Below are 14,125 nucleotides of genomic sequence, written 5' to 3' on the forward strand. Positions count from 1 at the left end.
CAGGGGCCTCTTTTTTTTCGGAAGCCTCGGCCTTCGGCTCCGCGCCTCCGGCCTTCGGGCTCAGTTTACGGCTGCATTACGAAGAACATGGCATTGCGGTTCTTGGCCCAGCAGGCCTCGTTGGACTCGGTGCACACGGGTTTCTCCTCGCCGTTGCTGATGGTCTTGATCCTCTTGGCATCAATACCCTCGGCCTTCAGCGCCTTGGCGGCCGCGTCGGCCCTTCTCTGCCCCAGGGCCATGTTGTACTCGTTGGTGCCGCGCTCGTCACAGTTGCCCTCGATCCGGACGTTGACGGCCTGGTTCGCCTTGAGATAATCGGCATTCTTCTTCACGACCGCCTTGAACTCGGGCTTTACGTTGTATTTGTCGAAGTCGAAGTAGATGTTGTCGAGCTGCGCAACGACGCCCGGCGGCAGGGCAGCCGCGGGGGCGGCCGGGGCCGCGGCCGCAGGAGCGGGCCCGAGGAAGATCTTCTCGACAAAGTCGGCCATGCCGGCCGCCGATTCAACCTGGGCACCCGTTACCATGAAACCGCACTGACCGGCCTTCACGACCTTGTCCAGCAGTTCCTTGCCCTCGCCCGTGGGGTCCTTGCCGATCAGGACGGCGTAGATGCAGACCCGGTCCTGCAGGGCCGCCTTCATGGCCTGCGCCGAGGCCGGGGCCTTCGGCATCTCGAGCCCGTCGCTGAAGATGATGACGGCCGACTTGCCCGCCAGGGGCTTCAGGTCCAGCGTGGCGGCATCGAGGGCCAGATGCAGGGGGCTCTCCACGCCCGCCGTGTTGACAGCGAAGATGGCCTTGCCGAACTCCTCCCTCACATAGGGGGCCATCCCGAACCAGAGCTTCGTGTCAAAGGGACGGGTCAGCCAGCGCTGTCCCGCGAAATCGCGCAGGCCGGCGGTGAGCTTCAGGTTGGGAATCGTGTCGTTGAAGAGCCGCACGAGATGCTGCTGGTACTCGATCTTGTTGGTCTTCATTGGGCTGGTGTAGGCGAAATGCTTCCACTCGTACGGTTCTTCCATGGACGCCGAGGTGTCCATGATGACCTGGAAGTTGTCGGTCTTCTGGACCAGCGCGCCGGATTTGATTTTCGGGTTGAGGTCCTGGGCCGGGATGGGCTGGATCACCGTGGCGCAGCCGCCCAGCAGGGCCAGACTCAGTACGACAACGAGCAACTTGATCAAGTGTTTGACCATACGATACCCTCCTTGTGGATGAATTGCCTCTTGTGTTTCTGTGGTGATGAGACGGAATTGTCGAGCCGGGTGACGCAGGAGCAGGTTCGATTCAGATGGCTCACGAGGAGTTGTAGAATTGCATCGGCCTATGAACTCGACAAGCCGCAACGAGAAAAGGATTTTTGAAACATCCCTTGGAGAGTGGATCCCTCGCTCTCCCCCCTTGATTTCTGGGAACTATATAAAAAAATCGCGGGAAATTCAACGATTAAAATTGGCACGGGGCAAAAAAAATGGAATCGCTCGGAAAAGGTGTATTTTCTGGATATTCCTGCCTATCTCTGTCAAGATAGCGCAGCGTTTGATGGACCGTATCCCAACGAAGGAGGCAGACAAGCATGAAGGTGATCGCATTCAACGGCAGCGCACGGAAGGACGGCAACACGGCCATCCTGCTCAACGCGGTCCTCGACGAAATCCGGAAGGAGGGCATCGGGACGGAGCTGTACCAGCTGGCGGGCAAAAAGATCCAGGGCTGCATCGCCTGCTACAAGTGCATGAAGAACAAGGACAAGCGCTGCGCCGTGACGAAGGACATCGTGAACGAGTGCATCGAAAAGATGATCGAGGCCGACGGGATCCTCCTGGGTTCCCCAACCTACTTTGCCGATGTCTCGGCGGCGACGCGGGCCCTCATCGAGCGCGCCGGCTACGTCGCCCGTGCCAACGACTACATGTTCAAGCGGAAGGTGGGGGCGGGCGTCGTCGCCGTGCGGCGCGGCGGGGCCATCCATGCCTTCAACTCGCTCAACCTCTTCTTTTTCTACCAGCAGATCATCAACCCCGGATCCAGTTACTGGGCTTTCGGCGTGGGGCGCGATCCCGGCGAGGTCCTGAATGACGCCGAGGGCATGCAGACCATGAAGACCCTGGGGCAGAACCTGGCCTGGCTGCTCAAGAAGGTCCGCGCCTGAGCCCTCCGGCAAAACGTTCTTTGCGGCCTTGCCTTCGCGCACGCAAGTGTTTATGCATATATCGGTTAGGCCCATACCCCGAGGAGATCACGCCATGCTGAAGAAAATGGCTTCACTGCTGATGACGGTCATCGCCCTGCTCATGTTCCTGAGCGCCTGCGCCATCACGGACGGCAAGCACCCTCTGCGCTACGAGCCCACGGACGTGGCGCCCGGTCACAGGCCCCCGCCCACGTCGGGGGGACCCTAGGCGCGGAATCGCTGCAGCATGACAGGTGCGTGATCCCCGAACCGTTCGGTCCGGGCAGGAAAGGTTTGTGTGCCGTTGAACGGGATCGCGCAGGCCCCGTTTGTCAAATCGCATCATTTCTAATGTTCGAGGAGACAATCCGATGGCCCCTCCAGCCGGGATGCACATCGCCGTCGTCGGCGCCGGTGTATCCGGGATCGTTTCGGCCTACCTCCTGCAGCGCCGCCACCGGGTGAGCCTGTTCGAGAAAAACGGCTACATCGGCGGCCACACGAACACGGCCGTCATCACGGAGGGGGCTGATGCCGGCCTGCCCGTGGACACGGGCTTCATCGTCCACAACGAGCGGACCTACCCGCTTTTCCGGACCTTCCTGAAGCAGCTCGGCGTCGCGGCGGCGCCGACGGACATGTCCTTCAGTTGCCAGGACAACGCGACCGGGTTCTGCTACAGCAGCCTCGGCTTCAACGGCTTCTTCGCCCGGCGCGAAAACCTCTTCAGGCCCTCCTTCTGGGCTTTCCTCTGGGGCATTCAGCATTTCTGCGCGCGCACGCAGAAACTCTTCGAGCAGGGAAAACTGGGCGGCCTCACCCTCGGAGAGTTCGTGCGCCGCGAGGGGTTCCGGCGGGACGTGATCGACCAGTTCGTCATCCCCATGGCCTCGGCCATCTGGTCGGCCTCGGAGGCCAAGACGATGGAGTTCCCCATGGAGTCCTTCGCCCGGTTCTACTCGAACCACGGCCTCCTGTCGGTGTGGGACCACCCGACGTGGTACTACATCCCCGGCGGCAGCCGGACCTACGTCAAGGCCTTCCTCGAGGGCTTCACGGGGAGGGTGCTTGCGAACTGCCCCGTCACGGCGGTCCGGAGGACCGACCGGGGGGTCGCCCTGAAGCTCGCCGACGGCGCCGAGGAGACCTTCGACGCCGTCGTCATCGCGGCGCACGCCGACGAGGCCTTCCGCATGCTTGCCGACCCGTCGCCGGAGGAGGCGCGCCTGCTGGGCGCCTGGAGGTACTCGGAGAACCGGACCGTGCTGCACCGGGACACGTCGTGGCTCCCCTCCACCCGCAGGGCATGGGCCTCGTGGAACTACCGCCACGAGCCGTCCGTCCCGAAGACCCACCCGGCCACGGTCACCTACTACATGAACCACCTGCAGCGCCTCGACGCGCGGGCGCATTACTGCGTCACCCTCAACCCCTGGAAGCCCGTGGCGGCCTCCGAGGTCGTCGCCGAGATGGTCTACCACCACCCGATGTACACCTTCGAATCCATGGCGACGCAGCCCGAGCTGCCCTCGCTCAACGGCCGGCGCAACACCTACTTCTGCGGCGCCTACTTCGGATACGGGTTCCACGAGGACGGGACGCGCTCCGCCGTGGAGACGGCCCGGCACTTCGGCATCGAGCTATGAGCGCATACCTCTACGACGGGTTCATCGAGCACTGCCGCCACAAGCCCCGGGAACACCGGTTCCGCTACCCCCTGTACGTCTACGGCTTCGACCTGGAGGACCTGCCGGAGCTGGACCGCCGGCTCCCCTTCTTCGGGTACAACCGATTCCGGCCCGCAGCGGTGCACGACAAGGACTACCTGGACGCCGGGCCGGGCTCGATCCGCGAAAAGCTCGACCGCTTCCTCGCGAGGGAGGCCTTCGCCGAACCCGTGGCCCGCGTCTTTCTCGTCACGTCGCCCCGCTACTTCAACTACGTCTTCAACCCCGTGAGTTTCTACTGGCTCTTCGCCGACGACGGGAGGCTCATCGGCAACGTGGCGGAGGTGAACAACACCTTCGGGGAGAAGCACCTCTACATCCTGCGATCGCCGGGCCGTGCGGGCAGCGGGCAGACGGCCACCTACCGGGCCGACAAGGCCTTCCACGTCTCGCCCTTCAACCGCATCGAGGGGACCTACGAATTCTTCTTCGCGGACATCGCGAGGGAACTCGACGTGCGGATTGGCATCCGGAAGGACAACGAGGTCGTCTTCGAGGCACAGTTGCGGGGGACGCCCGAGCCGCTCACCGCGGCAAGCCAGCTGAGGATGTTCCTGCGCCACCCGATCGTGCCGCACCTGTCCATGCCCCGCATCCTCTACGAGGCGGCGAAGCTCTCCTTCGGCAAGAAGCTCGCCTACCACGACAAGCCCGTGCCGCTCAGCCCCATGACGATCCGCATCAACCCGCCCACGCTCGTGCAGCGCCGGTGCATGAAGACCGCGTTCGACACCTTCGGCCGCGCCGAGAGGGGGGCCCTGCGCATGACCCTGCCCGACGGGACGGTGAAGATCTTCGGCGACCCCGCCTCGCCCGGCCAGGCGGAGATGACCGTGCGGGACTGGCGGTTCTTCTCGCGCGCCGTCATCGGGGGCGACATCGGCCTCGGCGAGTCCTACATGGACGACGAGTGGGACTCGCCCGACCTGGCGGGGACGCTGGCCTGGTTCGTCCGGAACCGCGACGCCTTCTTCGGCCGCTACCAGCGCCTCGAGCCCGTCTTCGACCGCCTCAACCGGATCCTCTACCCGATCTCGGAGAACACGCTCCCGGGCAGCAGGAAAAACATCATCACCCACTACGACCTGGGCAACGAGTTCTTCAAGGTCTTCCTCGATTCCTCGATGACCTACTCCTGCGCGCGCTGGCTGAGCGAGGACGACACGCTCGAGCAGGCCCAGAGAAACAAGCTGCAGGCCATGATCCGCAAGGCGGCGATCGGCCCCGGCGACCACGTCCTCGAGATCGGCTGCGGCTGGGGCAGCTTTGCCGTCGAGGCGGCCAGGACGACGGGCTGCCGGCTGACGGGCATCACCATCTCCGACGCCCAGTACGAGTATGCCCGCGAGCGGATCCGCCGCGAGGGCCTCGAGGACCGCGTGGAGATCGTCCTGCGCGACTACCGGGAGATCAGGGGGCCCTTCGACCGCATCGTCTCCATCGAGATGCTCGAGGCCGTGGGCCACCGGTACTTCGAGACGTTCTTCGAATGCTGCGACCGTCTCCTCAAGCCCGGCGGCGTGATGGCCCTGCAGTTCATCTCCATCCCGGACCGCCGCTACGACCGGTACCGGAAGGGCCACGACTGGATCCGCAAGCACATCTTCCCCGGGGGCGAGCTTCCCTCGCTGGCCGTCGTGATGAAGGCCCTGGCCGACAGGACGTGCCTCAACGTGCAGGCCGTGGAGAACATCGGCAAGGATTACGCGCGGACGCTGCGCGAGTGGCGCAGGCGCTTCCTGGCGGGGATCGACCGTGTGGCCGCCCTGGGCTTCGACCGGAGCTTCCAGCGCAAGTGGGTCTACTACCTCGCGGGGTGCGAGGCCTGCTTCGAAACGGGCTACCTCGGCGATCTGCAGATGGTGATGAAAAAGTCGGAAATCGGTTACTGACCCCCCTGAAACACTGTAGCGAACGGAGCATACCCCATGAAGCACTCCCTGCGCATCGGCGTGATGATGACAGCGCTCACCGTGGCCCTCTGGGGCTGTACGGGCGGAAAGCCTATGACGCTCGAAAATTATTACAAGGAGCTGGCCGCCACGGACCCGGCCAGGACGGCCCTGGTCAAGCCGGGATCGGCCGAGGAAAAGGCCGCCATCGAGGCCTTCAAGGCATACTACAAGGTGTTCGCCGAGGACGTCATCCGGCGCGATACGAAGAACCTCTACGCGAAGGATGCCTTCTTCAAGGACGGCTACAAGGAGGTCAAGGGCGTCGAGGCGATCGAGAACTACTTCATCGCCACCACGAAGGCCATCGATTCCTGCACCTTCGACATCGCCGACTTGAGCGTGCACGACGGCAACTACTATTTCCGCTGGGTCATGAAGCTGACGCTCAAGCGCGACAAGGACAACCCGATGGAGCAGATCGGCATGTCCCACGTCCGCTTCGGGCCCGACGGGAAAGTCGTCTTCCACGCCGATTACTGGGACACGAGCATCGTCTTCGAGCGCTTCCCGGTCATCGGCGCGATTATCCGATGGGCGAAGGAACAGTTCTAATTTCCTTTTCTCATCTAGCGTTGCAACTAATTGGTTGCATCCGTTGGTTCCTTGTTGACAATAGCGGAGGCTTTTCATATAACGCACGCAGCGTGTGAGAGCCTCTGCTTTTTTTCATCCCCCGACATCGATGGAGGGTCGTCATGACGGAAGCGGCAAGCAGCGAGCGTTTCAAGACCATCCAGGACCTCATGCACGAGCTGGTCGCACTGTGGCAGCGGGTCAATGACCTCGAGGAATCGGACCGGGAGCTCCGCAAGGCCCTCGAAGCGTCGAGGGCCCATGAAACACGTCTCCGGAGCATCATCGGGGCCATGCCGCTGCGCCTCTTCGTCAAGGATGTGGGGCTCAACTACCTTCTGTGCAACGAGGCCTACTCCCTCGACTGGGACATGCGGGCCGGCGATCTCGCTGGAAAGTCCGACCGCGACCTCTTCGCCGCCGAGACGGCCGACAAGCTCGCCGAGATCGAGCACGAAGTGATCCGCTCCGGCAGGACGGAAATCGCCGAGGAGGACCGGCTCGTGGCCGGCCGCGAGGTCACATTCCTGGCGATCCGAAAGCCCGTCATCGACGGGGAGGGCAACACCTTGGGGATCCTGGGCATCCTGCAGGACATCACGGAGGACAAGCGGCAGAGGGCCGCCCAAGAGCGGCGGATCCACGAGCTGGAGGGGGCTCTCGCGGAGCGCGTGGGCCAGGTAGAGTCCCTGAAGAGCGAACTGGAGAGGACGGCGGCGGAGCACCGGCAGAGGGAAGAGGAGTTCAGCCGCCTGCGCTCCGAGATGGAAAGCGAGCTGCAGATCCGCCGAGAGGAGATCCACCGGCTCAGAAACGACCTGCAGAAGGAGATGTACGAGCGTGGCCAGGCCGTCGAGGCCCTGAGGAAAGCCGTCGCCCACTCCCAGGAGCTTCTCGAGTCGGTGCAGAAATTCGCCGAACAGCGGTAGGAACGCCGCAGACCGGACGACGCAAAAGAGAGGCAGGGCCACCGGGCCCTGCCTCTTCTTTTTGGAGTTCCGACTGACGGTTCCGCTAATCCACGATCAGAACCACCGGCGCCTCGAAATCCGCCCCGGTGGTTTCCAGGCCGAAGTAGACAACCTTGTCACCCGCCCGGATCGTCGAGAAGGGCACGAGGCTGCAGCCGCTTCTGAGGTCGAGGACCGTGGCCCCGGCGGGAACACGCACGGTGCGGCCGTCCACGACCATGGTGTCCGAGCCGACAGAGCTGACCGTCCCCTCGACCTTCTGCCCCACGATGAACACCGTCTTTGCCGTGGCAGGAGACGCAATCGCCGGGTCGAGAAGAATGCGCACGTGCCGGCCCGCGGTGAGGTAGCTTGCGGACACCTGGCCGTCCCCTTCGATGTAGACGGGCGCCGCCGCCGGGACGAAGACCTGGACCCCCGTTGTCCCTCCTTCCGGCATGACGGTGAGTTGCCTGCCGCCGGAGACGTCCGACGCGGACGTGATCTCCCCAGTCACTTCCTTAGGCCGCAGGACCACGACCGCCGCGCTCAGCTCGAACCCGACAAGCTTTCCGATGACCCTGGCCACCATGCCTTCCTGGATGGCCTCGGGCCCGACCTCCGTGTTGCAGTCCGTCAGGATGAGCGTTTTGGCCGGATCGATCCTTACCACATACGTCCCGAGGATCTCCTCCTGGCTGAACGTGGTGAGTTGGAACACGTTCGATGAGACGACACCGGCCACCTCACCCACGACATCCAGGACATCGCCGATGATGACCAGCGACGCGGCCAGGGCGCCCGACGAATCCATCTGCCCCCTTACCCGGACTTCCTGGCCGACCTCGAGGTCTCCCGCATCACCGAAATCACCGCTGGCAAGGAATATGTCCGTGCCGGAGGTCAGCTTGATATCCAGCGTCCCGCGGCGGTCGTCGAGAGCCATGACGAATCCCGTCGTCTGGTTGAGTGAATTTTTAATCAGGCTGGTGATGGTGCCGTGGACGATCTTCGGGCAGATCTCGGCGGGGAAGCCTGTCTCGATTTTGACGAAGACGACGGGACGGAAGATGTACCTGTCCCTCTTGCTGGGATGGACGTGTATCGCCTTGTTGGCATCCATGTCCAGGCGAATGGAAAGGGTCCCGCCGGGCTCAACGGTGAAGGTGCCGCGGGGGTTGAGATCGATCTTGCCGCTTGGAAGTTTGACTTCCGTCACAAGAGGTCTTCCCTCCTTCGGCACGAGATCGATATTCGTAACCCGGAGCCGTATCTTGGAATAGGTGCCGGCAGGAACGTTCCTCTTGATGGTGAGGAGGAAATCCTCCTGCCTGTGCTGAAGCAGGTCAATCTCGCACCCGCTCGGGTTCTCGTAGATCACGACCGGAGCGCCGCTGACGGGAATCAGCGACACTTCCGTGACGGTCACGAGGATCTTTTCAAAGTCATCCGTCGGCCCGTCCTTGATGAATATTGCCACGGTTCCCGTCTGGACCCCCGAAGGACTCGCTCCTCCACCTCCGCCGCCACCGCCGCATCCGGTAAGCGAGATCATCATCGCACAGACAACAATAGTCAACACTCGATAATCCATAAGCTTTTTCCGCTTCATGATGAAAGCCCTCCTTCAACACACACAGGCCCTTGCCCGAATCAATTTTCAAGCCTTCAGGGAAGACCAATACACAAACCAAACCACGATTTCTAACTGCTCGTTGTATAAGCACAATCGCAAATCGCAGGGTTTGCTGCCCTCCTCAATTTTGTAAAGAAAACCGTCGGCAAAGGTGCCGCCCGGGCAACCATTTCAGCCTAACTCCATGCCGTAACGCCATTTTTTGAAAATTAGAAAAAGTGTAAACTAAGGCAACAGTCGCAACCCTTTCCTGTGGATATCCCAAGGGCGTCCATCTTTGGAATGGGAGATAAGTTTTTGCCGACCGAGATGCACTGTCTTGCAGAAACAGGATATTTTGATTGAGTGGGCTTCCGCCGTTTCGTGTTATAAGCAAAAATCGATTGATGGCGCAGGGGTTGAAGAAGCACTGAATCGAAATCCGGCCGGAGGGGTTATGAAAAAGCGGAGGTCGCTTTCGTTGACAGTTATCGTGATTTCGCTGATGCTCGCATCCTGCGTCATCGTGCCGAAGAACAGCCACATCAATCTTTCGGCCGATGATCCGGCAGTGCCGGCGCCTGCACCCTCGTCGGCCGCCTACATCGCGTCAACCGACATCCGCTATGACGTGGACTGGCAGTGCCGCAATGCCTGGAGCGGCCCTCCCCCGGAGCGCTCTATCGACAAGTGCCTCGAGGACGCCTCCCGGCGTGACCCCGATTTCATCGCCCTCGCCCTCTCGGGCGGCGGCAGCCGCGCCGCCGTGTTCTCGGCGGCCGTGCTCTTCGAGCTGCGCCGTCACGGCATCCTCCAGCGGGTCGACGTCATCTCGTCGGCATCGGGAGGCTCTGTGACGGCGGCCCTTTACGCGGCGAGCTGCGACGATGCGCAGGACTGCCCGGCCACGGTGAACCCCGACCTGCGGCGGACGATCTGGAAGGAAAGCGACGTCTACCCGCTGCTCCAGCAGAATCTGATCGACCGTTGGCGCATCAACTGCTGGCGCCCGGAAAACATCGTCCGATACGCCACGTACTTCGACCGCACCGACGTGATGGCCGAGACCTTCGCCGAGACCCTCTTCGGCGGCACGCGGGACACGGTGAACAGTTTTCTCTTCCGCGACCTCAACCCGAGGAGGCCCTATCTCGTCCTCAACTCGACGAACAACACCGACAGCGTGGCCGTGCCCGAGATCTTCACCTTCACCGAGCAGGACTTCGGGACTCTCCGCGCACGGCTGGACCTTTTCCCCGTCGCCTACGGCGTTGCGGGCTCGGCGGCCTTCCCGGGGGCCTTTCACTACGTCACGCTGCGCGATTACAGGACACAGGACGCGAGATTCGTCCACTTCTTGGACGGCGGCGTCCAGGACAACCTTGGCATCGAATCCCTGTGGCGGATCCTGTTGCGCGACAGCGGGACCCGGTACCGGGGCGTCCCGGTCCTCGTCATCCTCGCCGATTCGCGGCCGGCCGCCAATCCCAAGAGCGCAGCCGACCCTGACCCGAGGCGCTTCCTGGACTACTTCGTGGACTTCTCCAACGTCAGGGACACCTACAGCCTGCTGATGGTGGAAAACCAGCGGCTCAGGGCCCGCGAGTTCGACAAATACGTGAAGAGCCGCCCACGCGGGCTGTTCATCCACCTCGAGTTCGGCATGCTCAAGGACAGCCACCCGGACCTCTACGACAGGGTAAAGGACATACCGACCAATTTCAGGATCCGCGACGGACAGGCGGAGAGTCTGAAGCAGGCCGCCGCCATCCTCGTCGAAAAGGCCGTCGAGAAGATCCGGGCAGACGCCTACTGGGGGGGCCGTTTCAACTGAGATGACCTGGTTCCTGCTCTCCCTGACGGCCGCCGTGGGCCTGGCCACGGCGGACGCCATGACGAAGCGCTTCTTCGGCGACCTGGCGCCCTACCGCATGGGCGCGACCCGCATCGTGGCCATCGCCCCCTGGATGATCCTGACGCTGCTCTTCCTCCCCGCGGTTGTCCCCGACCGGACGTTCTGGCTGGCCCTTGCCGCGGCGCTGCCGCTGGAGATCTCGGCGTTCTTCCTCTACATGCGGGCGCTCAAGCTCTCGCCCCTGTCGCTCTCCCTGCCCTTCCTGGCTTTCACGCCCGTCTTCATGATCCTCACGGGTCACCTCCTTCTCGATGAGTCGATCGCGGCAGGCGGCGCGCTGGGCATCGGGCTCATCGTCGCGGGGGCCTACGTCCTGAACCTCTCCAAGGCGAGGGCGGGTATGCTCGGGCCGATCCGGGCCGTCGCCCGCGAGCCCGGTTCCTGGATCATGCTCGCTATCTCCCTCATCTACGCCGTGACGGCACCGCTCGGCAAGATCGCGGTTCTGCACTCGAACCCGTGGTTCTTCGCCGCCGTCTACAATCTCGTCCTGACCGTGATCATCGTCGCGCTCTGGCCCGTGGCCGGAAACGACCGGGGAGCCCCGGGCCTCTTCAGCAGGCCGCGGGCCATGCTCATGCTCGGCCTTGTCTGCTCCATTGAGAATGTCTGCCACATGGCGGCCATCGCGCAGGTCGAGGCGGCCTACATGATCGCCGTCAAGCGCCTGAGTCTCCTGTTCGGGGTTCTCTATGGGGCGTGGTGGTTCGGGGAGGAGAATATCCGCGAGCGCCTCGCGGGCGCGGCCATCATGATCGCCGGCGTGTTCCTGATCCGCTGGGCGCAGGGGGGGTGAAAAGGCTAAAGCCGCAGGCAACAAGCCTCTTGGCGGAAGACAAATCCCCCTGCCCTCCTTTCAAACAGGGGGGAGAGGGGGATTTTTCGCCAGCTCTTTGCGGCTGGAAATCAGGCGCTGCAATGCGGTGATGTTCGTCAGGACGGCGAGGAGCACGATCGTCCACTGCAGGGTGCAGTCCCCGCAGCCGGGAAAGAACAGGCTGTTGATCGGCGCGTTCAGGACCGTTCCGGCGATGAGAAGGATCAGCCGCTCGGGGCGCTGCATGAGGCCCCGGAACTCGGTCTGCCCCAGGCCTTCCGCCCGTGCCTTCACGTAGCTCACCATGACGGAGCCCATGAGCGCCGCGGCCGTGACCCAGAACATCCAGCCGTCGCGGAAGTGAAAGAGAAAGCCGAAGAAGATGAAGAACTCGGCGTAGCGGTCGAGGGTGGAGTCGAACAGGGCGCCGAAGCGCGTGACCTTTCCCGACAATCTCGCCACGGTGCCGTCGATGGGGTCCATCAGGGCCGAGAACCACAGGAACATCCCGCCGAGGAAGATGAGCCCCGCAGCGAAGAAGATGCCCGCCACGAGCGAGAGACCGAGCCCCATCAGCGTGATGAGGTTGGGCGAGACGCCCGCAGCCACGAAGGGCCGGGCGACCTTCTCCATGAGGGCGTAATAACTCTTCTGCGTTCTTTGCCGGAAGCCCCCTTCCTCGTAGGGCATGGGCCATTGCTCCTCAGCGCCGATCACGTCCCTGCGGTTTGCGCGCAGTATGGGTAATGCGAACCCTGCTTTCCATGGGAAAAGGGAGCGTGCAGGGCTTTACCCGCCCGTCAGCGGGTTCACGGTACAGCCCTGCGCCCCAACGCCTCGAGCGCTTTCACTGCCTCCTCCCGGCTCGCGAAGGGCCCCGCCACCACCCGGTACCATTCCTTCTGCGGCGCAACGCGCCTCTTCACGAGTTCGACCCTGCCGAGGTCGGAGCCGATCTTCCCCACATAGCCCCTCGCCTCGCGCTGGGTCATGAACGTGGCGGCATGGACGCTGAAAGACCCGTCTGACCCCTTCATGATCCTGGCCTTCCCCGCGGACTGCGGCAACAGGACCTGGCTGCCCGTCAGGATGAGATCCACGTCGTTGATCTCCGGGTTGGACTCCAGGATGTGGTCCAGGATGGTGGCATCGGCCATACCGTACTGCCGGGTGGCAATGGACGAGAGCGTCGCCCCCTCGGGGACCACGACCGTCTTCATCGGCTCGCCCCTGTCCGCCGGCTCCCGCGCGACCGTTCCCCTCACCGGCGCCGGCGGGGCAGGCGCCGGCGCCTCCTCGCGAGCACGCGTCTTCGCAGCCGGGGTCGGGGCCTTTGCGGCGGTCTGCGCCGTCACCGCCGCTTCCTTCTTCGCAACCCCCGCCGTGTGCTTCCCGTAGTAATACCACCCGCCCAGCATCACGAAGGCCGCGGCGGCGGCCAGGGCGCCGTAGAGCCAGGGGGACCGAAGGGCCGGCCTGCCGGACGCAGCGGCCGTCGAAATCGACGAATCGGGGCGGATCAGGGACGCGGCAGCCCTCTGCGCGTCGCGCACCGCCCGGGCGGACACGGGGTTTTCGGACCTCTCCGCGCCGAGCGCGAGGGCGCCGCCGCACAGGGCGTCGAGGTTGCCGGGGATGCCGCCCGAGGCCTTGCAGAGCGCCTCGATCGCCTCCGGCGTGAAGACCCCCGCGCTGCCGCCGGCCCAGGCCAGCTGGTGTTCGATGTACCGGCGCGACTCGTCCGGTCCGAACGGGGCGAGACGGTGCAGGATCTGGATGCGCTGCCGGATCTGGCGCAGGTGCTTCGCGCTCAGCCTCTGATCCAGCTCGGGCTCACCCAGGATGACGATCTGGATGAGCTTGGTCCGGCTCGTCTCCAGGTTGGACATGAGCCGCAGCTCCTCGACGATCTCGTCCTTCATGCGGTGCGCGTCGTCGAGGAACAGCACGACGTTCTCGCCCTTCTCCAGGCAGCGGATCAGGAACTCGTAGAGCTCGTGCAGCAGGGGGCCCTTGCTCGACTCCGCGGTGCGGAGCCCCAGCCTGACCGTCAGCTCCTTGAGCAGCTGGTAGTACCGCTCGTGCGTCTCCGCGATCAGGACCGCCCGCGTCCCCTCGTCAAGACGTTCCATGGCCTGCCGGACAAGCTCCGTCTTGCCCATGCCCCGGCCGCCGAAGACGACGATGTACCCCTTCCGTTCCCGGATGCCGTAGAGGATGGAGGCCAGCGCTTCCCTGTGCGTCTCGGACGGGAAGAACGCCTCGCGGTCCTTGTCCTCCCCGAAGGGCATCCTGCTGAAGCCGTAGAACTGCACGTAATCCATGGCGGTCGCTCCGCTTGCGGCACACGGCGGGGGGTCGGCCCCGCGAACCCTTTGCCCCATTAGCGGAAAA

12 protein-coding genes are annotated in these 14,125 nt (G+C 63.7%); 8 read left to right on the forward strand and 4 right to left on the reverse strand.

The window, feature by feature from the left end; all coding sequences use genetic code 11:
* Window positions 1-65: 65 nt before the first annotated feature.
* A complete protein-coding gene (gene pal / locus HPY67_04255) occupies window positions 66-1,202 on the reverse strand; it encodes a peptidoglycan-associated lipoprotein Pal (GenBank protein ID NPV03927.1) in 1,137 nt (378 codons plus the stop codon).
* Window positions 1,203-1,582: 380 nt separating this feature from the next.
* Between pal and HPY67_04260 the strand changes: the two genes are divergently transcribed.
* The 6 genes from HPY67_04260 (at window position 1,583) to HPY67_04285 (ending at window position 7,363) form a co-directional block, all read left to right on the forward strand.
* Complete coding sequence (locus tag HPY67_04260) at window positions 1,583-2,158, forward strand: flavodoxin family protein (protein ID NPV03928.1); 576 nt, start codon at window positions 1,583-1,585, stop codon at window positions 2,156-2,158.
* Window positions 2,159-2,252: 94 nt separating this feature from the next.
* Complete coding sequence (locus tag HPY67_04265) at window positions 2,253-2,408, forward strand: hypothetical protein (protein ID NPV03929.1); 156 nt, start codon at window positions 2,253-2,255, stop codon at window positions 2,406-2,408.
* 142 nt (window positions 2,409-2,550) lie between these two features.
* On the forward strand, window positions 2,551-3,825 hold the full coding sequence (locus HPY67_04270) for an FAD-dependent oxidoreductase (GenBank protein ID NPV03930.1): 1,275 nt from the start codon (window positions 2,551-2,553) through the stop codon (window positions 3,823-3,825).
* On the forward strand, window positions 3,822-5,798 hold the full coding sequence (locus tag HPY67_04275; GenBank protein ID NPV03931.1) for a DUF1365 family protein: 1,977 nt from the start codon (window positions 3,822-3,824) through the stop codon (window positions 5,796-5,798). The genes HPY67_04270 and HPY67_04275 overlap by 4 nt, the downstream gene beginning before the upstream one ends.
* A 36-nt stretch (window positions 5,799-5,834) precedes the next feature.
* The gene (locus tag HPY67_04280; protein ID NPV03932.1) at window positions 5,835-6,413 is read left to right on the forward strand and encodes a nuclear transport factor 2 family protein; all 579 of its coding nucleotides are present in this window, start codon (window positions 5,835-5,837) and stop codon (window positions 6,411-6,413) included.
* Window positions 6,414-6,556: 143 nt separating this feature from the next.
* Window positions 6,557-7,363 carry a PAS domain S-box protein gene (locus HPY67_04285; protein ID NPV03933.1) on the forward strand — a complete coding sequence of 269 codons (807 nt, stop codon included), beginning with the start codon at window positions 6,557-6,559 and terminating at the stop codon, window positions 7,361-7,363.
* 85 nt (window positions 7,364-7,448) lie between these two features.
* On the opposite strand, the gene HPY67_04290 is transcribed toward HPY67_04285, so the two are convergent.
* Window positions 7,449-8,864 (reverse strand): DUF4382 domain-containing protein, encoded by a 1,416-nt coding sequence (locus HPY67_04290; GenBank protein NPV03934.1) that lies wholly within the window; start codon window positions 8,862-8,864, stop codon window positions 7,449-7,451.
* A 616-nt stretch (window positions 8,865-9,480) separates the two neighbouring features.
* Here HPY67_04290 and HPY67_04295 point away from each other — a divergent pair.
* Together HPY67_04295 and HPY67_04300 are read left to right on the forward strand one after the other, a co-directional pair.
* A complete protein-coding gene (locus HPY67_04295; GenBank protein NPV03935.1) occupies window positions 9,481-10,833 on the forward strand; it encodes a patatin-like phospholipase family protein in 1,353 nt (450 codons plus the stop codon).
* Between the two features lies 1 nt (window position 10,834).
* Window positions 10,835-11,710: an EamA family transporter gene (locus HPY67_04300; protein ID NPV03936.1), complete on the forward strand. Its 876-nt coding sequence runs from the start codon at window positions 10,835-10,837 to the stop codon at window positions 11,708-11,710.
* A gap of 60 nt (window positions 11,711-11,770) precedes the next feature.
* Here the strand turns inward: HPY67_04300 and HPY67_04305 are convergent, their stop codons facing one another.
* Both HPY67_04305 and HPY67_04310 read right to left on the reverse strand, forming a co-directional pair.
* The gene (locus HPY67_04305) at window positions 11,771-12,421 is read right to left on the reverse strand and encodes a CDP-alcohol phosphatidyltransferase family protein (GenBank protein NPV03937.1); all 651 of its coding nucleotides are present in this window, start codon (window positions 12,419-12,421) and stop codon (window positions 11,771-11,773) included.
* Between the two features lie 119 nt (window positions 12,422-12,540).
* On the reverse strand, window positions 12,541-14,055 hold the full coding sequence (locus tag HPY67_04310) for an AAA family ATPase (protein NPV03938.1): 1,515 nt from the start codon (window positions 14,053-14,055) through the stop codon (window positions 12,541-12,543).
* Window positions 14,056-14,125 lie beyond the last annotated feature (70 nt).

This window comes from Syntrophaceae bacterium (genome assembly GCA_013177795.1).
Classification (GTDB): domain Bacteria; phylum Desulfobacterota; class Syntrophia; order Syntrophales; family UBA2192; genus UBA2192.